Origin of the sequence: Bradyrhizobium forestalis (genome assembly GCF_002795245.1) — a bacterium.
GTDB classification, from domain to species: Bacteria; Pseudomonadota; Alphaproteobacteria; order Rhizobiales; family Xanthobacteraceae; genus Bradyrhizobium; species Bradyrhizobium forestalis.
In genome coordinates, this window is record NZ_PGVG01000001.1 from 60,437 (window position 1) to 78,905 (window position 18,469).

Here is an 18,469-nt window from a genome sequence, read left to right on the forward strand (position 1 = left end):
TGGGACACGCCGCTAGCCACCACGAAGCCGGTGCGCTCCCTCCCCCGCTTGCGGGGGAGGGTCGGGGAGAGGGTGTCTCCGCTGGCAAGACTCCCCAAGAGGATAGAACCCTCACCCGGCGCTACGCGCCGACCTCTCCCGCAAGCGGGAGAGGCGCGTCGCCCGCGGCCATACCGTTCGCTCCAAGTTCATCTCCTTTTGTTGTTAGACCATGGCGCCGCGCCTGAAGCTGCGAGACATCACCTTCTTCGAACGTCCCGCGCAGTTCGCGCGGCCGTTCCGCTTTGGCGCGATCACGATCAACGCGACGCCGCAGCTGCTCGTGCGGGCCGAGATCGAGGTCGAGGGCAGAGGAGCCGCGGTCGGCGCCAGTGCTGAGCTGCTGGTGCCGAAATGGTTCGACAAGCGGCCGGAGCTGTCGCCGGCGCAGACGGTGGACGAGTTGCGCCGCTCGCTGGAGATCGCGCGCGGGCTCTATCTGGCACGCACCGGATTCCAGACGGCGTTCGATCTGCATGCCGCGTGCATCGGTGCCCAGATCGCGACCTGCGCGAAGAAGAACATTCCGGCGCTTGCTGCGGCTTATGGCCCCGCGGAGATCGACAAGGCCATTCTCGATGCGCTGCTCCGCGCCGTCGAGACCAATTTCTTTGACGGGATGGCCGGCAATATCGCGGGTATCGATGCGCGGCTTTCTCCTGACCTGAGCGAGCGGGACATCAGGACGTTTCTCTCCGGCCGGGTGCCGCTGGAGCGTGTTGCCATCAGGCATACCGTCGGCCTTGATGATGTCGTAGAAGGCGAGGGCGGCGTTGCCGATCCGCGCGAGAGCGCCGGCGCACGCTATTTCAAGCTCAAGCTCTCGGGTGATCCCGCCGCCGACGCAGAACGGCTGGCGCGGATCGGAGCGGAGCTCGATACGCTGGGACATGACTGCAAGGTGACGCTCGACGCCAACGAGCAATATGCCGACCTCGCCGCGTTGCAGGCACTGATGGACCGGCTCGATCATGACGCCACGCTGCGCCCGATCGCCACGCGCCTGCTCTATGTCGAGCAGCCGATGCCGCGCGACATCACGCGGCAATCGCCGCTCGGCTCGCTCGCCGCGCGCGGCTTCATCATCGACGAGGCCGACGATTCCTACCATGCGTTCCCGGCAGCGCGGGCGCTCGGCTATCGCGGCATCTCCTCGAAATCCTGCAAGGGCCTCTACAAGTCCATCATCAATGCCACGCGCGCGGCGAAATGGAGCGCGGAAGGCGAGACCTTCTTCGTGACCGGTGAGGACCTGACCTGCCAGGCCGGCCTCGCCGTGCAGCAGGACCTCGCGCTTGGTGCCTTCCTCGGTGTCACCCACGCCGAACGCAACGGCCATCACTATGTCGACGGCTTTGGCGACACGCCTCTCGCTGAAGCGCAGGCGTTCGCCGCCGCGCATCCCGATCTCTATGCCGATTCCGGGCAGGGCATCCGTCTCTCCATTCACGACGGCGATCTCCTGACGGGATCGCTTCATGCAACGGGCTTTGCAACGTCGGTCCATCCGGACTGGTCGGCGCTCCGCCCGCTCGAGCAGCCCAAATCACTTCAGGAGTATCTGGCATGACCACCCAACGCCTCGGCCTCATCATGAACGGCGTCACCGGCCGCATGGGGCTCAACCAGCATCTGATCCGCTCGATCGTCGCGATCCGCGACGAGGGCGGCGTCCGCTTGAAGAACGGCGACCGCGTGATGCCCGACCCGATCCTGGTCGGCCGCAGCGCCGAGAAGGTCGAGGCCCTCGCCAAGCGCTACAACACCACGCGCTGGACCACCGACCTTGACGCGGCGCTCGCCGACAAGAACGACACCATGTTCTTCGACGCCGCGACCACGCAGGCGCGTCCGGGCCTGCTAACCCAGGCCATCAACGCCGGCAAGCACGTCTATTGCGAGAAGCCGATCGCGACCAATTTCGAGGAAGCCGTCGAGGTCGTGAAGCTCGCCAATGCCAAGGGCGTCAAGCACGGCACGGTGCAGGACAAGCTGTTCCTGCCCGGCCTGAAGAAGATCGCCTTCCTGCGCGATTCCGGCTTCTTCGGCCGCATCCTCTCGGTACGCGGCGAATTCGGCTATTGGGTGTTCGAAGGCGGCTGGCAGGAGGCGCAGCGGCCGTCCTGGAATTACCGGGACGAGGACGGCGGCGGCATCATCCTGGACATGGTCTGCCACTGGCGCTATGTGCTCGACAATCTCTTCGGCAATGTCCAGAGCGTAAGCTGCATCGGTAACACCGACATCCCCGAGCGCTATGACGAGCAGGGCCAGAAGTACAAGGCGACCGCGGACGATTCCGCCTACGCGACCTTCCAGCTCGAGGGCGGCATCATCGCCCACATCAACATGTCCTGGGTCACGCGCGTCTATCGTGACGACCTCGTCACCTTCCAGGTCGACGGTACGCTCGGCTCGGCGGTCGCAGGGCTCACCGAGTGCATGATCCAGGCACGGCAGGCGACGCCCCGCCCGGTGTGGAATCCCGACGAGAAGCGGCTGCACGATTTCTACGGCGACTGGCAGAAGCTGCCCGACAACGTCAGCTACGACAACGGCTTCAAGGAGCAGTGGGAGATGTTCATCCGCCACGTCTACGAGGATGCGCCCTACAAGTTCACGCTGCTCGAAGGCGCCAAGGGCGTGCAGCTCGCCGAATGCGCGCTGAAGAGCTGGAAGGAGCGGCGCTGGATCGACGTCGCCCCGATCAAGGTCTGAGGAGGGACAGATGAACAAGCCCGTCCAGCCCAAGCCTGCTTCTTCGATGTCGTCCTTGTCGCTCAAGCTGCCGAAGGCCGATCGCTCGATCGAGACCTATCGGCTCGCGGCTTCGCGAACGTTCCCCGCAAAGCTCGAGGGACCGCTGAACCGCATCGCCTTCTCGGCCGTGCACACGGTGGCCGATCCCTTTGCCGACAACGACCCCTGGCTCTCGGTCGCCGTCGACTGGGACAAGACCATCGCCTTCCGCGAGCACGTCTGGGACCTCGGCCTCGGCGTTGCGGAGGCGATGGACACCGCGCAGCGCGGCATGGGGCTGGACTGGCCGACGTCGCTGGAGCTGATCACGCGCTCGGTCGCCGCAGCGAAGCGGCGCAACGCGCTGGTGTTCTCGGGCGCCGGCACAGACCATCTGGCGGTCGAGGATGCCAGGAGCCTCGACGACGTCATCCGCGCCTACGAAGAGCAGATTTCGGCAGTCGAGAAGGTCGGCGGCCGCATCATCCTGATGGCCTCGCGCGCGCTGGCGAAACTCGGCCGCAACGCCGACGATTACGCAAAAGTCTACGATCGCGTGCTGTCGCAAGTCCGCGAGCCCGTGATCATCCACTGGCTCGGCGACATGTTCGATCCGGCGCTGACGGGATATTGGGGCAGCAAGGATCTCGACAAGGCGATGGACACGGCCGTCGCCATCATCAACGGCAATGCCGCCAAGGTCGATGGCGTCAAGGTCTCGCTGCTCGACGAGCAGCGCGAGATCGACATGCGCCGGCGCCTGGACATGCGCATCAAGATGTACACCGGCGACGATTTCAATTACGCGGAGCTGATTGCCGGCGATAGCCAAGGCTTTTCGCACGCGCTGCTCGGCATCTTTGACGCCATTGCGCCGGCGGCGTCTTACGCGCTGTCGCGGCTCGCGGCAGGGGACGAGGCCGGCTTCCACGACGTGCTCGGGCCGACGGTGCCGCTGTCGCGCCACATCTTCAAGGCGCCGACACGTTTCTACAAGACCGGTGTCGTGTTCATGGCGTACCTCAACGGCCACCAGGATCATTTCACCATGGTCGGTGGCCAGGAGAGCACGCGCTCCACGTTGCATCTGGCCGAGCTGTTCCGTTTGGCCGACAAGGCCGGCCTGCTCGCCAACCCCGAACTCGCGACGCAGCGGATGAAGACCGTGCTCGCCACCCACGGTATCGAATCCTGATGCGCGATTTCTCGTCCGATCATCGCTGGCTGTCGCTGAACACGGCGACGGTCCGCAGGCAGGGTGACCTCGTCGAGATCATCGAGGCCTGTGCGAAGCACGGCATCCGCGCCATCGACCCCTGGCGCGATCAGGTCGCCGCCGTAGGTCTCGATCGCGCCGCACGCGCGGTGCGCGAGGCAGGCCTCGATCTGTCAGGCTATTGCCGCGGCGGCATGTTCACCTCGGACGCCTCGCGCCGCGGCGAGGTGCGCGACGACAACCGGCGCTGCGTCGATGAAGCCAAGGCGCTGGGCGCACCCTGCATCGTGCTTGTCGTCGGCGGCCTGCCGCAATATTCGCGGCCGGGCAGCGAGGCCTCGAAGGATATCGCGGCGGCGCGCGGGCAGGTCGAGGAAGCTCTCGCCGAGATGCTCGACTACGCGAGGCAGGCAAAGCTGCCGCTCGCGATCGAGCCGTTGCATCCGGCCTATGCCGCCGACCGGGCCTGCGTGAACACGACAAAGCAGGCGCTCGACATCTGCGACCGGCTCGACCCCGGCCGCACCGGCATGCTCGGCGTCGCGCTCGACGTCTATCACATCTGGTGGGACCCGGAGCTGATGGACCAGATCGCACGCGCCGGCCAGGATCGTCTGCTCGCGTTCCACGTCTGCGACTGGCTGGTGCCGACAAAAGATATCCTCAACGACCGCGGCATGATGGGCGACGGCGTCATCGACATCAAATCGGTGCGCGCCGCGGTCGAAGCGCAGGGCTTTGCCGGCTATTCGGAGATCGAGATCTTCTCCAATGACTGGTGGAGCAAGCCGATGGATGTGGTTTTGCAGACCTGCATCGAGCGGCATCGGACGGTGGTGTAGGTCGTCGGCGACACTGTCCCTGCAACGGCGGCGAGACTACTGGAAGCCAATGACCATCACTTGCGTGCCCACATATGTTCTGTTCCAGATGGGGCCTGTCTTTATCATAGCGCTTACGTACGCCCTGGCGATGATTAGTGTCCAGCGTGGATCTTGAATGGAGAACTCAAAATAGTTGCTTTCCGTGTCGTAACGTTCTGGGTTGTTACGCACGAATAAATTGTTCTGCATCAGCTGGGCGATTACATCAAATAGTGCAGGGAGATTTTCAGCGGGACAGCGAGCCCTCGCAATGTCCAAGGCTGGGTTAGAGTATATGACCTGCATGCTGGTTCATCCTCGATTAGAGCTGCTCGGAAAGACTGAAGGGATCGGACGGTCCATTTGCGAAGGCCGTCCATTTCTCGCCTTCGGCAGCCTCGATCTCATTGGCTGGTACCGGCGGGGCGTCCGGATCCAGGCCGAAACAATGGCCGCCACCTCGGAGGGCCCAGCGGTAAACGGTGGCGAGCACGTTTGATTGCAGGCCCTGCGGCTGCAATGGCAGCACTTTGCTGAAATAGCTTAGGTCCTCGGTGTAGCGTCCTTCCGCGATGACAGCTGCATCGCTTGCGGTATCCGTCGTGAAGAAGTGGACCGATGAGTTGTAGTAGCGATGCAGGGTTACTGCCGTTTGGCAACTTGTCGTCTGCGGCAGTACGTAGAATGGAGTGCCAACCAGCTTATAGTGCGAGAAATTTATCTCGGTCGGCTTGCCCTCCGGGTTTTCCAACGTGGTGTATAGATAATCGGCGCTGTCGCTTCCGACATAGCTGTAGAATGGCAGGACGCTGTTAGGCAGCGAGAAATAGGCATAGGCCGCCTTTAGCGCCGTCTTGACGGTCCCCGGAAACACGCACAGCTCCCACATGCCGACAAGCGTTATCGCAATTGTCGCGGGGTTTGCTCCGGTACTGGCGATCCAGGCTTCATAGTTCGTCAGCTTCGCATCCGTGCTGGATTGTGCGGATGGCGCGTTCGACGCGAGGGATGCCAACGTCTCGTTGCCGCCGATAGCCAGGAACTTGCTCTTTCGGCTGCTCTCGTAGTTGCTGTTCTTATAGGAGCTCTTCATGCCAAGCGAGCCGGTGACAAGATCGTATTCAGCCGTGATATCGAGAGACGCATCGGTCTGACTGATATTCGACGATCGTTCGATCGCAACGCTCAGGCTGCTGCGGGCGCCAACGAACACAGATGCCACGATATGGGTGCCGTACTTGGTGAAAAAGTTCCGATATCGATCGACACACGACTTGTCCGCCGGATCGAACGTTGCCGGAAGATCCTTGGCCACCTGGGAAAAAATCGCGTCCCACGATGATCCGTTGGTCTCTGACTGTGCATACAGCAGTGCGTTGTCGAGAGTGAGACTCCACCTCTCCGAGAGCGTCTCCTGAATGCCGTAGAAGTACGAGCTGCTTTCGCAATTCTGCGACGAGAAAGCGGAATTTGCGGACGCCCAGAAGAGCCCATCTCCACCTTCGAGGCCAGCCTGAACGCTGTAATAGTCCGCAATTTGCTGATAGGTGGAAAAGGTCTGCGCGGAGCTTGTCGCGCTGAATATTCCGTCGACATGCACGTCGGCGGGGACCTGATATGCTGTTCCCACCAACGGATCGCCGCTCCCAGGCGGGATAGGCCATATGCCGCCGACGTCATCCTGATACGGCACCGCGGACGTCATGAAGTCGGTGCCCCCGGCACCCATAAAGGTCACCAGCGAACCGCGTAGCGACGACGGGGCAAATTCGGAAGCATTGACATCGAAGGGATTGAAGCCCGATCCCAGCAAGTCAAGTCCTGGAATGGCCGCGTAGCTCGGCTGCACCGCGCCACGTCCGGTCGTTTCGGCCGCAGAAGAGGTCACGGGTTGCGCTTTGGAATCTAACATGTCGAGGCCTCTTTCCGGTAAGGATGAAAACCTGAGGACGTCCCTGGCCGTGCCTGGATAAGCAGGCAGCGCCTGGCATTGAATGTTCGCAAAGGCGGCAGAGCCAGCGCAAGCAAAGATTGCTCTTTACCACTGTTACATCTCAAACAATTGCGTGAAGTTGACAGACGGTGCAGCGGGCCACTGCGGCGTCGCCCGGTGAAGGCCGCCCTCTGGCGTCGATTGCGCGTGGCGCTGATTTGCACGACGGATCAAATGTTTCGCCGAATCCGCGGCCCATGTCGCGTGGACCCGTCCGCTACTGTGCATGGCGTTGTTTTCGACATTTTTGTTCGGAGGTGCGATTCAGCTGTCCCGATTGCGGTGCTCGATCTCGAGCGGCGCGCCACCAACGTCGCCGGATAGAGCTGGCCGAAGATGGCTTCCATGTTGCACAGGCTGCGCGCGGAAGGATGGAGGGGCGCGACGTCGCCATATCCTGTTGTGGTCATCGTTGCGGGCACCTGCAATGGCGAGATCGCGATCGTCATGATCGCCAGCAGCACTGTTATGCGGCACAAGACGCTGGTTTAATTGCCACGAGCGTCTCGGTGAAAAGTCAGACGATTGCGCTGTCATCGATTCACCGGCAAACACCGGACTATCACTCGTCAATTCGATCTGCAAAGCTGTGACAACACAGATGCCCTGCAAACAAGCAGGCGTGAAGGGAGGTTCGCAGTGGATAGAGTGCGACGCTTGCGTGCGATGAGTTCACTGTGCCGCCAACAGGCCGCGTACAACAGCATGAACAAATGGAAGCTGCTCGCAGAAGCAGAATACTGGGATCATCTGGCTGATCTCGAGTTGTCTTCTCACTTCCAGCAATGCAACGCCATTGGCTCGAATGAGATTGAGCAGCCTCAAGCGATCACAAGCACGGATGATGCAGGGCGGTAGACGATCTCCGCATGAGATCAGAAGGAGGCTGTCGTTTGCGTTCCGTGCCGCTGCGCTCTCGCAGAGAGCCGCGGCGGGCACATGCATGGTCTCGTCGAGCTTTGAAGCAGGACGACTGCGTCACCCGGCGTCGTTCGGCCGTTACGCCAATTGCAGCGAGAGAGCGCGACGCCGCCCTTACCGGCTTGCGACCTGTTGCAGCGTGTTGAAGCGCGCCTTCTGCTCGCTGCTCAGCGTGGCGTAGAACTCATCCAAGGCGGGCTCGACCAGCCTGGCGGCCGTCAGCATGGCCTCTTTGAATTTGCTTCCGCTCTCAGCGGCAGAACGGACATTGTTCGGACCTACTGCTGGCTCGACGCGGTCGCGAATGGCCCTAACCGGACATGCCGCGGACCTGGTAAAATTGAAGCGCAAAATTGAAGCGAATGAGCGGACATGTGACATTTTTCCGCTTGCCGAGGGACGCAACAGCCTAGACTGGTTCTGGGCAAATCGCGGCCAACGAGCCCGGCCTGGAAGTGACCGCCTATGAAGCACTGGATCCACTGGCTGCCGGCAATCGAAATCCTCCGTCGATATGAGACGGCGTGGCTTCCGCGCGATATCTTCGCTGGACTGGTCCTGGCGACGATGCTGGTTCCGGTTGGAATTGCCTACGCGGCAGCATCGGGCTTGCCTGGCATCTACGGTCTGTACGCAACGATCGTGCCGCTGTTGGTCTACGCGTTGTTCGGCCCCAGCCGCATCCTCGTGCTGGGGCCTGACTCGGCGCTGGCAGCTGTCATCCTCGGCGTTGTCGTCCCACTGTCTGGTGGCGATCCCCTTCGCGCCGCAACGCTCGCTGCGATGATGGCGATCGTTTCGGGGACGGTCTGCATTCTAGCCGGCATCGCGCGCTTGGGTTTTGTCACCGAGTTGCTCTCCAAGCCGATACGGTACGGCTATATGAACGGAATTGCATTAACCGTCTTGATCAGCCAACTGCCAAAGCTCTTCGGCTTCTCGATCACGAGCGACGGACCCTTGCGAAGCCTATGGGCGTTCGCCAATGCAATCCTTGAAGGAAAGACAAACTGGGTCGCATTCGGGATTGGGCTCGGCACGCTGATGGTCATCCTGCTGCTCCAGAACAACAAGCGGCTGCCGGGCATTCTGATTGCGGTGGTTGGCGCGACCGCCGTCGTCGGCGTGCTTGATCTTGCGACCCGTTACGGCGTAGCGGTCTTGGGTCCGCTTCCGCAGGGCCTGCCGGGTTTCGTGGTCCCCTGGATCACCTACGGCGATATCGTCCCTGTTCTGGTCGGCGGCTGCGCAATCGCGCTGGTATCATTCGCTGACACCAGCGTGCTTTCGCGTGCCTATGCCGCACGATTGGATACTCACGTCGATCCCAACCAGGAGATGCTGGGGCTTGGCGCCGCCAATCTGGCAACCGGCTTTTTTCAAGGCTTCCCGATCAGCAGCAGCGCTTCGCGCACTCCCGTTGCAGAAGCTGCCGGCGCCCGCACCCAGCTCACCAGCGTCATCGGCGCGCTTGCCATCGCCATCCTTCTGCTGGTGGCACCAAACCTCCTTCAGCATTTGCCCACCGCTGCATTGGCGGCCGTCGTCATCGCTGCTGCGATCGGCTTGTTCGAGGTCGCCGACCTCGAACGAATCTATCGGATTCAGCAGTGGGAGTTTTGGCTGTCGATGGTCTGCTTTGTCGGCGTGGCGGTGCTCGGAGTGATTCCAGGAATTGGTCTGGCCATAGCGATCGCCATCGCCGAGTTCTTATGGGACGGTTGGCGCCCACACTCCGCCGTGTTGGGTCGCGCCGATGGCGTCAAGGGTTATCACGACATCACCAGATATCCGGATGCGCGCCAAATCCCCGGACTGGTCCTGTTTCGGTGGGATGCGCCTCTGTTCTTCGCCAACGCCGAATTCTTCAAGGAGCGCGTACTGGACGCCGTGGCGAAATCGCCGACGCCCGTACGCTGGCTGGTCGTTGCGGCGGAGCCTGTCACCAGCGTGGACGTCTCCGCCGGCGATATGCTCGCCGAATTGGACGAGGCGTTGCACGCGCAGAGTATCGAGCTCTGCTTTGCCGAGCTGAAAGATCCAGTCAAGGACAAGCTGAAGAGATTTGGACTGTTCTCGCAGCTTGGCGAGCAGTATTTTTTCCCAACCCTTGGCGCGGCCGTTTCCAGTTACCTGGACATCAATGATGTCGAGTGGGAGGACTGGGAGGACCAAGCCAAACGTTAGGAAGTGACATGCCGGGCTTGAATACGCACGCCGATTGACTTCCGATTCTGGCCCTTGGCTGCCGAACTTTGAGCCCATGATTGCGACCGCTATCGTCGGAGCAGCGGACGCGGGACTGCGCTGGCTTTGAGCGCCGCTTGTGACCCATCTCGGACATTGAGATGCAGCTTCGGGCATCATTATTTGCCCATTCTCACTGGCCGTCTCGTCGCAAAATGCTAGGCTTGCGACATGGACCGGCGTGTCCTCCGCGGTGCTCAATGAGACGACGCGAGTTCATGGGGTTGATCGGCGGCGCGGCAGCGATGTGGCCGCTCGGCGCGCGTGCGCAACAACCGGCAAGGCGGGTCTACAGGGTAGGTTATCTCGCGAGCGCGTCGCGGGAGCAAACACTTCGTAATGTTAGAGCCTTCGAAGCCGGCCTGCGGAGCCTTGGCTATCGCGTCGGCGAGAATGTCGTCATCGAGTACCGTTTTGCCGACGGAGACATGGGGCGGCTGGCGGCGCTTGCCACAGAGGTAGCCGGGCTCGGCGTGGACGTTATCGTTTCCGGAACCAATGCGACCACGGTTGCGGCCATGAAGGCGACCCGGACGATCCCGATCGTGATGGCCAACAGTGCCGAGCCAGTCAGTGCAGGACTTGTCGCCAGTCTCGCGCGCCCGGGTGGCAATGTCACCGGGTTCAGCTCGGAGCCCGGCGATGAGATCAACGGCAAGCGGCTCGAATTTCTGAAGGACACTCTGCCTAACCTCTCGCGTGTGGGCATCCTGTGGAATCCGGATTTTGTGCCCAATCAGGACCGACTGACGTCGCTGTGGGAAGCTGCCAAAACACTGGGGTTGACGCTTGTCCCGGCCGAAGCGCGCGGCCCGGACATACTTGAACAAGCGTTCGCGACAATGGAGAGTGAGCGCGCGCAGGTGCTCGTCGTGCTGAGCGATGGAGTGCTGTTCAACCATCGCGGCCTGATTGGCGCCATGGCCGTCCGAAATCGGCTGCCTGCAATCTCTGCTGTGAGAGAGTACGCGGAAGCAGGCTTCCTCTTGAGCTACGGCACTGACTTGCCAGATCAGTTTCGCCGGTCTGCGACCCTTGTCGACAAGATTTTCAAGGGTACGAAACCTGGCGACCTGCCGGTCGAACGGCCGACCAAGTACGAACTTGTTATAAACCTCCGGACCGCCAAAGCCCTCGGCATCAACATGCCGCCGACCCTTCTGACGCGGGCCGACGTAGTGATCGAGTAGGCACCCTGACGTTGCCTATCGGCCCAAGGCCGAACAACGTTCAATCCATCGTCATGTCGCCTGTCGGGGGCGAACCGGACACCGAGCCGCACCCGCCTTGACCGCCGCTTGTGACCCGTCGCGGCATGCTCGGCGTCGCGCTCGACGTCTATCACATCTGGTGGGATCCGGAGCTGATGGACCAGATCGCGCGCGCTGGCAAGGACCGTCTGCTCGCCTTCCACGTCTGTGACTGGCTGGTGCCGACCAAGGACATTCGGTGCGCACCGCCGTCGAGGCGCAGGGCTATGCCGGTTATTCCGAGATCGAGATCTTCGCCAACGATTGGTGGGGCAGATCGATGGACGAGGTGCCGCGCACCTGCATCGCGCGGCACAGGACGGTGGTGTAGGTTCACGCGCGTTGGCCTCAAGGGCTTGCAACCTGTTGCAGCGTGTTGAAGCGCGCCTTCTGCTCGCTGCTCAGCGTGGCATAGAACTCGTCGAGCGCAGGTTCGACCAGCTTGGCGGCCGTCAGCATGGCCTCGAGCCGGTGCTGCATCGCCTCCAGCCGTCCGACCGGCGTCAGCGGCGCATCGTTGGGACAGGCCGCCTGCAGGCCCTCAACGCCCTTCGTCGTCGCTTCGCTGAGGCGGTCGAGCGCCTCCTTCTGCCTGCCGGCGGGGTGGAGCACAGCCTCGATCCTCTGGATCGGCAACTGGGTCAGGCTGGACTTGGGATCGCCGCAGCCCTCGGCACTGGCCTCCTGCTGCTGCTGCGAGCGCTCGCCGACATTTGGGCCAAGCGCGTTGAAGCGGGCCTGCTGTTCGTCACTCAGCGAGTTGTAGAAATTCTCCAGGGCCGGTCGCACGATCTTGACGGCCTCCAGCGTTGCGCTGATGCGATTCATCATCGCCCGCAAGCGGCCAGGCGGAGTCATTGCGTAAGTCTCCGCGCAGGAGTCCTTGAACACGGCGGCAGCATTGGCCGCCGCGGTCTTCAGCTCGTCGAGCAGTGCGCGTTGCTCCGGCGTCGGTCGCACCGCCCGCGCGATATCGTCAAGCGGCCAGGCGGTCACGCCCTTGTCCGGTGTGCCGCACAATTGCTGTAGCGTTTGCGGGCTGACGCTGGCGCGCGAGCGCGCGCGGTAGCCGCCGCCGGCTTGCGGATAGTCGGAGGGGTTGATGCTGGCATAGGCGGAATAGGGGCCGTCACCGCCCCAGAACACGGTGTCGACGAAGTCGTCATAGGCGTACGCCCAATAGCCGGGCTCGTAAGCATAGGACCAGAACGTGTAGTCAAAGATGTCGGAATAGGCGTACGGCCAGAACACCGGCCCGAGCCACGCCACGAACACAGCGGGATGGCGGTGACGCCACGCCTGCCGCGGAGCCCAGCCGCTCTGGCGCGTGGTGAGCGCTGCCTGGACTTGCGCAGGGGCCTGCTCGCGGAAGCGCTCGGCAAACCGCCCGCGCTGGGCAGCCTGCGCGGCGGCCGCAATCGCCGGCGCCCGCACGGCCGGAGCTTGTAGTCCAAGCCGCTGTTGACGCGCCAGATCGCTTTGCTGCGCGCGCTGTTCGCGCTCAAGCAAGCGGTTCTGCGTCTGGAGCGTCCGTTGCTGCTCGCGCAACGCCCGCGCGCCTTCCGGTCTCTGCGCCTGGAGTTGCTGCACGCGCTGCTGCAGGCGATCGATGCGGGTCTGGCGCTCCGTCGTCTGGCGCGACAGCATCTCGCGCTGCCGCTGCTCGACCTGCTGCGAGCGCTGTTGGACACGTTGCTCGCGCTCAAGCAGGCGGCTCTGCGACTGCAGCAACCGCTGCTGCTGGTGTTGCGCCCTTGCGCCTTCCGGCTTCTGCGATTGCAATTGCTGCACGCGCTGCTGCAAGCGGTCGATGCGGTCTTGGCGTTCCGCGGATTGGCGCGAAAGCGTCTCGCGCGGCGGTCCCGCTCGCTCGCTCACGGCCGGCGGTGCGCTTGGCCGCGAGGGCGCGGCGATGTGCGGCGTCGGCCGCGGTGCCATGGCCGGACGTTGCGGCGCTGCCGGCGTCCGATGGAATTCAGGCCGCGGCGCCGCTACGTGCGGGGCTGCTCGCGGCGGCGCAGCGAAATGCGGGGCCGGGCGCGGTGGCGGTGCGGCGATGCGCGGCGCAGGATGTGGCGCCATGGCCGGTCGCTGCGGCATGGCTGGGGGAGGGAAGGCCGGCGCGGCGGGACGCGCCATGGCTGGCGGCGCGGCCGGACGGGCCATGGCCGGTGGTGCTGCCGGACGGGCCATGGCAGGTGGTGCCGCGGGCCGAGCTGTCGGCGCTGCGACCGGCCCCGGTGGTCCACCTCTGCCGTGTCCCGGGGGGCCCTGGGCGAACGCGCCGACGTTCGCCGTCAGCATCGAGACACTAACCAAAAAAGCCGTAAGGCAAACGCCACGCGGAAGCATGATCATAGCTCCCAGCTCGTAATCGCCCACGAATGTCAACGCAGAGCCGGCGGAATCGTTCGTTGTCGGCCGCGGCCGGCATGCGATCTTCCGACGCAGGCAGCCTCAAGAGAAGTCCTGCGTCAGGGTGGTGGCGAGCCGCTCCAGCGCCCAGTCGACCTGGTCGCTGGTGATCACCAGCGGCGGGGCGATGCGGATGGTTTGCTCATGGGTATCCTTGGCGAGGATGCCCTTGCCCTGAAGCGCCTCGCAGTAGCGGCGGGCGCGGCCCGCCTCGGGATGCAGCTCGACCGCCAGCATCAGGCCGCGCCCGCGCACCTCGCGGATCGTGTTGGCGCGAATGTCTTTCAAGCCTTGCAGAAAGCGCGCGCCCTGCAGGGCCGCGTTCTCGATCATGCCTTCCTCGACCAGCACGCGCAACGCCGCACGCGCCACCGCGCAGGCAAGCGGGTTGCCGCCGAAGGTTGAACCATGCTGCCCGGGCCTCAAGGTCCCGAGTACGTCGTTGTTCGAGAGCACGGCCGACACTGGATAGAAGCCGCCGGACAGGGCCTTGCCGAGCAGCGTTACGTCCGCCTCGATACCCTCGTGCTGTTCGGCGAGCAGCTTGCCGGTGCGGCCGAGCCCGGTCTGGATCTCGTCGAGCACCAGCATCACGTTGCTCGCGGTGCAGAGCTCGCGCACTTTCGTGAAATAGCCAGCCGGAGGAATGATGACACCGGCTTCGCCCTGGATCGGCTCGACCAGGAAGGCGACCGTATTTGGGGTGATTGCCTCCTCCAGCGCCGCGGCGTCGCCGAACGGGATGATCTTGAAGCCCGGCGCGAACGGCCCGAAATGGGCGCGGGTCTCGGGGTCGGTTGAAAAGCCGACAATGGCCAGCGTGCGCCCGTGAAAATTGTTGGCGCAGACGATGATCTCGGCCTGGCCGTCCGGCACGCCCTTCACCTCATAGCCCCATTTGCGCACCGACTTGATCGCGCTTTCGACCGCCTCCGCGCCGCTGTTCATCGGTAGCACCTTGTGGGAACCGGTGAGCGAGGCGATCTCCTCGTAGAACAAGGCGAGCTGGTCGTTGTGGAAGGCCCGCGAGGTGAGCGTCAGCCTGTGCGCCTGTTCGACCATCGCCGCCAGGATCTTGGGGTGGCAGTGGCCCTGGCTGACCGCCGAATAGGCCGAGAGGCAATCGAGATAGCGGTTGCCTTCGGTATCCCAGACCCAGACACCTTCGCCGCGCGACAGGACGACCCCGATCGGCTCGTAGTTACGGGCGCCAAAGCGTGCTTCCGTTGCGATGAAATCAATGACCGACGCGCTCATCTGTCGTCACTCCATTGCGGCGCGCGGGGGCGTCGACCGACTGCCCCGGCGGCCTTCAGCTTGATTTGGGGATCAGCAAGCCGTCTTGGAAGCCTTCATGCGCCGATGGCGTGGCGCGGCCCGATTTGCCTGAAACGTCAGAAGGTTCTGCGTATCCACAAGGTGTCGTTCGTCGCCCCGGCCTCTACTGTGCATGGGGTTGTTTTCGACATTTTTGCTTTCGGTCCTCAGCCGATCGCACAGGGCACGCTCAAAAACCCGCGAAACCGGACCCGTCCGCCCCGCACCAGCTGGCCGCCGACGGCATAGTCCGGGAAGCGCGCCAGGAAACGTGAGATCGCAATCGCCCCTTCCAGCCGCGCCAGCGCCATGCCGGCGCATTGATGCGCGCCGGTGGCGAAGGCGAGATGCCGGTTCGGCGTCCGCGCGATGTCGAAGCGTTCGGGGTCCGGAAACTGCGCGGGGTCGCGGTTGGCCGCGCCAATGCACAGCGTCACCGACGTGCCGGCCTCGAGCATGACGCCGCCGAGCTCGACCCGTTCCGTGGTCATGCGGTTGCCGAGCTGGTTGGAGCTCTCGTAGCGCAGCATCTCCTCGACCGCGGTCTTGATCAGGTCGGGGTTGTCGATCAGGCGCTGCTTCTGGTCGGGATGACGGTCCAGCGCGACGAGGCCGTTGCCGATCAGGTTGGTCGTGGTCTCGTGGCCGGCATTGAGCAGGAAGATGCAATTGTGCAGCAGCTCCTTCTCGGTCAGCCGCTCGCCGTTCTCCTCGCCTTGAATGAGACGCGTCAGCACGTCGCGCTCGGGATTGCCGGGCTTGGCGCGCCGGCGCGCGACCAGCGTTTCGAGATAGGCGAGGAAGTCCGTCACCGCCTTGTTGCCGCGCGCGGCCGCTTCGGGCGACACCACGGGTTCGAGGGCGCCGAGGATCGCCAGCGACCAGTCGCGCAGCGGTCCGCGTTCGTCGTGGGGCACGTCGAGCAGATTGCCGATGACTTCGATGGGGATGGAAGCGGCAAAGTCCTCGATCAGCTCGCAACGGCCCTTGGCGGCGATGGCGTCGAGCAGGCCGTCGACAAGCTTGATGAGATCGCTCTCCATCCCGGCGATCGCGCGCGGCGACAGCGCGCCCATGATCAGGCGGCGCACGCGGGTGTGGGAGGGCGGGTCGTTGAAGACGAGGCTGGTGGTGTGGTGCTCGTAGAGCGGGGTGTCGCCGTATTTCGGCGCGAACTCGCGCTTCTTGTCCGAGCTGAAGGATTTTGTGTTCTTGTAGGTGGTGACGAGATCGTCATAGCGGGTCAGGAACACGGTGCCGTTCGGCAGGCGCTTGACCGGCTCGTTCTCCCGCAGCGCACGATAAGTCGGATAGGGGTTGTCGTAGAATTCAGGCGTCAGCTTCTCGAGATCGAAGCTAGCCGCCAGCGCCTTCGCATCTGCGTTCATCCCGTTATACTCGCCGGTTAAAGCCGTTATGCCGTTTTTGTTGTTCTGGTCGACGTGTGCATGCGTCTACAGTCCTTGCACCTTGCTAGCCGACCGGACAGGAAAATGCACGCACGCGCTGATGCTGCCGACACGGTGCCGAACTGGCCCGACGATATTTTCACGACCCTGCAACGCTTCGACGTGCGGCAGGTGCCTTACGTGCCTGATGCCGGTCATTCGAGGCTGATCCGGCGCGTGCTGGACTCCTCCACCATGCGCGGCATTGCGCTAACGACCGAGGAGGAGGGCGTGGCACTGCTCGCCGGCGCGTGGGCCGGTGGCCAGCGCGGTGTCTTGCTGATGCAGTCGAGTGGCGTCGGCAATTGCATCAACATGCTGTCGCTGATCCCGATCCTGCGCTTTCCGTTTCTGACGCTGGTGACCATGCGCGGCGAGTGGGGCGAGTTCAATCCATGGCAGGTGCCGATGGGATCGACCACGCAAGGCGTGTTCGAGCTCTCCGGCGTCCAGGTGCTGCGCGCCCCGCACGCGGCCGAGGTGCCGGCGGTGCTCGAAGCCGCTGCATCGCAAGCGTACAACGCGCTCACGCCCACCGCTGTCCTCCTGTCGCAACGCCTGATCGGCGCCAAGGTTTTCACCAAATGAGCAAGGCCAATCTCCTCGACCGCCGTCAGGTGGTCTCCACCCTGCTGGCGAACCGCAAGGACGTGGTCGCGATCGGGGGGCTCGGTGCCTCCACCAACGACATGTGCGCCGCCGGCGACCATGCCCGCAACTTCTATCTCTGGGGCGGTATGGGCGGCGCCGCGATGATCGGGCTGGGTCTGGCGCTGGCGCAGCCGAAGCTGCCGGTGCTGGTCATCACCGGCGACGGCGAGATGCTGATGGGCATGGGCAGCCTTGCCACCATCGGTCTGCAGAAGCCGGCCAACCTCTCGATCGCAGTGCTCGACAACGAGGCCTATGGCGAGACCGGCGGCCAGACCAGCCATACCTCGGCCGCCGCCGACCTCGTCGGCGTCGCCAAGGCATGTGGCATTGCGGACAGCCGGGCGGTCACGACCATGGCCGAGGTCGAGGCTTTTGCCAAAGCCGTCCACGACGTCTCGGCCGGGCCGCGCTTTGCCAATGTGAAGATCGACAGCGCCAGCCTGGAGCGGATTCTGCCGACCCGGGACGGGACTTACATCCTCAACCGGATTCGCGGCGACCTCGGCTTTCAGCCGATCTAGGCGGTCTGCCCCATTCCCGTGTCGCCGAGATCCTGCACGCGGGCCGTGCGGGTTGGATCAATTTCCACTAAATTCATGCCGCATGCAGGTTGCGGTGCAATATACTGCTTGACTTCTGCGTGGGTGAGTGCTTACTCACCCGCCATGAGCTCATTGCGTATGACGAGCGACCTGAGGCGTCAATTGATCCTCGGTGCCGCAAAGCGCTGCTTTGCCCGACACGGCTATACCGGCACCACGACGAAGAGCGTGGCGGCCGCCGCTGCCATTTCCGAAGCGCTGCTGTTCAAGCATTTCCCGTCCAAGGCGGCGCTCTACGCCGAGATCCTCAGCGACGAATGCGAGGCCGATCCAGCCTTCATGGAGCTGCTCGAGCGCGAGCCATCGACGGCCACGCTGGTCGAATTGATCCGCGGCATGGTCGAACACTTTCTCCAGATCGCCGACGGGCCCGACCAGGAAGAGGCGCAGCGCCTGCGGCTGATGGCCACGAGCCATTTGGATGATGGCGAATTCGCCCGTTTGCTGTATGCCAAGATCGAGACGCTGATCGGGGCTGTCTTCGTCGCCTCGCTCGAGCGCGCGATTGCGAGCGGTGACGCGCGGCCCTGCGCTGGCGATCCACTCAACCTGTTCTGGTTCGCGCATCATTCGGTGATGACGGCTGCGCTGACCAGGCTGCCGGCCACGCCTTGCCTCGCCTACGGCAAGGCTGGCGACCTCGAGCGGCAGCTCTGTGAGTTTCTCCTGAGGGGTATCGGACTTAACGACGCCGCAATTGCTTCGCATCTGGGCCGCGATCTGGCCGCAGATGCCGGCAAGGCGGCGATTGCAGAAAGTGCATGA

16 protein-coding genes and 1 pseudogene are annotated in these 18,469 nt (G+C 63.6%); 11 read left to right on the plus strand and 6 right to left on the minus strand.

What is annotated here, in order from left to right:
• Positions 1-211 precede the first annotated feature (211 nt).
• Genes CVM73_RS00290 through CVM73_RS00305 form a run of 4 tightly spaced genes read left to right on the plus strand, consistent with a single transcriptional unit; the run spans position 212 to position 4,836 of the window.
• Positions 212-1,609, plus strand: a complete 1,398-nt coding sequence (locus CVM73_RS00290; RefSeq protein WP_100230027.1) for an enolase-like domain-containing protein — start codon at positions 212-214, stop codon at positions 1,607-1,609.
• On the plus strand, positions 1,606-2,757 hold the full coding sequence (locus CVM73_RS00295) for a Gfo/Idh/MocA family protein (RefSeq protein ID WP_100230028.1): 1,152 nt from the start codon (positions 1,606-1,608) through the stop codon (positions 2,755-2,757). The genes CVM73_RS00290 and CVM73_RS00295 overlap by 4 nt, the downstream gene beginning before the upstream one ends.
• 10 nt (positions 2,758-2,767) lie before the next feature.
• Positions 2,768-3,973, plus strand: coding sequence for a dihydrodipicolinate synthase family protein (locus tag CVM73_RS00300; protein WP_100230029.1), 1,206 nt, complete (start codon positions 2,768-2,770; stop codon positions 3,971-3,973).
• Complete coding sequence (locus CVM73_RS00305; protein ID WP_100230030.1) at positions 3,973-4,836, plus strand: sugar phosphate isomerase/epimerase family protein; 864 nt, start codon at positions 3,973-3,975, stop codon at positions 4,834-4,836. The genes CVM73_RS00300 and CVM73_RS00305 overlap by 1 nt, the downstream gene beginning before the upstream one ends.
• A gap of 343 nt (positions 4,837-5,179) precedes the next feature.
• Here the strand turns inward: CVM73_RS00305 and CVM73_RS00315 are convergent, their stop codons facing one another.
• Together CVM73_RS00315 and CVM73_RS40805 are read right to left on the minus strand one after the other, a co-directional pair.
• Positions 5,180-6,769, minus strand: coding sequence for an MAC/perforin domain-containing protein (locus CVM73_RS00315; RefSeq protein WP_100230032.1), 1,590 nt, complete (start codon positions 6,767-6,769; stop codon positions 5,180-5,182).
• A gap of 251 nt (positions 6,770-7,020) precedes the next feature.
• Positions 7,021-7,299 carry an ion channel gene (locus tag CVM73_RS40805; RefSeq protein ID WP_347338450.1) on the minus strand — a complete coding sequence of 93 codons (279 nt, stop codon included), beginning with the start codon at positions 7,297-7,299 and terminating at the stop codon, positions 7,021-7,023.
• A gap of 190 nt (positions 7,300-7,489) precedes the next feature.
• On the opposite strand from CVM73_RS40805, the gene CVM73_RS00325 reads away from it, so the two are divergent.
• On the plus strand, positions 7,490-7,708 hold the full coding sequence (locus tag CVM73_RS00325) for a hypothetical protein (protein ID WP_100230033.1): 219 nt from the start codon (positions 7,490-7,492) through the stop codon (positions 7,706-7,708).
• 177 nt (positions 7,709-7,885) lie between these two features.
• Here CVM73_RS00325 and CVM73_RS41445 read toward each other — a convergent pair whose 3' ends face one another.
• On the minus strand, positions 7,886-8,152 hold the full coding sequence (locus CVM73_RS41445; RefSeq protein ID WP_146006552.1) for a Spy/CpxP family protein refolding chaperone: 267 nt from the start codon (positions 8,150-8,152) through the stop codon (positions 7,886-7,888).
• Positions 8,153-8,236: 84 nt separating this feature from the next.
• Between CVM73_RS41445 and CVM73_RS00330 the strand changes: the two genes are divergently transcribed.
• The 3 genes and pseudogenes from CVM73_RS00330 to CVM73_RS00340 form a co-directional block, all read left to right on the plus strand.
• On the plus strand, positions 8,237-9,958 hold the full coding sequence (locus CVM73_RS00330; RefSeq protein WP_100230034.1) for a SulP family inorganic anion transporter: 1,722 nt from the start codon (positions 8,237-8,239) through the stop codon (positions 9,956-9,958).
• 278 nt (positions 9,959-10,236) lie between these two features.
• Positions 10,237-11,208 carry an ABC transporter substrate-binding protein gene (locus CVM73_RS00335; RefSeq protein WP_158237529.1) on the plus strand — a complete coding sequence of 324 codons (972 nt, stop codon included), beginning with the start codon at positions 10,237-10,239 and terminating at the stop codon, positions 11,206-11,208.
• 116 nt (positions 11,209-11,324) lie between these two features.
• A pseudogene (locus CVM73_RS00340) lies at positions 11,325-11,599 on the plus strand (sugar phosphate isomerase/epimerase); the annotation flags it as partial.
• Between the two features lie 17 nt (positions 11,600-11,616).
• On the opposite strand, the gene CVM73_RS00345 reads toward CVM73_RS00340, so the two are convergent.
• The 3 genes from CVM73_RS00345 to CVM73_RS00355 form a co-directional block, all read right to left on the minus strand.
• Positions 11,617-13,206, minus strand: coding sequence for a Spy/CpxP family protein refolding chaperone (locus CVM73_RS00345; RefSeq protein WP_100230036.1), 1,590 nt, complete (start codon positions 13,204-13,206; stop codon positions 11,617-11,619).
• Between the two features lie 519 nt (positions 13,207-13,725).
• Positions 13,726-14,940 (minus strand): ornithine--oxo-acid transaminase, encoded by a 1,215-nt coding sequence (rocD, locus tag CVM73_RS00350; RefSeq protein WP_100230037.1) that lies wholly within the window; start codon positions 14,938-14,940, stop codon positions 13,726-13,728.
• 227 nt (positions 14,941-15,167) lie between these two features.
• The gene (locus CVM73_RS00355) at positions 15,168-16,388 is read right to left on the minus strand and encodes a cytochrome P450 (RefSeq protein WP_100230038.1); all 1,221 of its coding nucleotides are present in this window, start codon (positions 16,386-16,388) and stop codon (positions 15,168-15,170) included.
• 105 nt (positions 16,389-16,493) lie between these two features.
• Here CVM73_RS00355 and CVM73_RS00360 point away from each other — a divergent pair, with 105 nt between their 5' ends.
• The 3 genes from CVM73_RS00360 (at position 16,494) to CVM73_RS00370 (ending at position 18,469) form a co-directional block, all read left to right on the plus strand.
• Positions 16,494-17,036 carry a phosphonopyruvate decarboxylase gene (locus CVM73_RS00360; protein ID WP_167406530.1) on the plus strand — a complete coding sequence of 181 codons (543 nt, stop codon included), beginning with the start codon at positions 16,494-16,496 and terminating at the stop codon, positions 17,034-17,036.
• Complete coding sequence (locus CVM73_RS00365; protein ID WP_100230040.1) at positions 17,033-17,623, plus strand: thiamine pyrophosphate-dependent enzyme; 591 nt, start codon at positions 17,033-17,035, stop codon at positions 17,621-17,623. The genes CVM73_RS00360 and CVM73_RS00365 overlap by 4 nt, the downstream gene beginning before the upstream one ends.
• A 159-nt stretch (positions 17,624-17,782) precedes the next feature.
• Positions 17,783-18,469, plus strand: a complete 687-nt coding sequence (locus CVM73_RS00370; RefSeq protein ID WP_167406531.1) for a TetR/AcrR family transcriptional regulator — start codon at positions 17,783-17,785, stop codon at positions 18,467-18,469.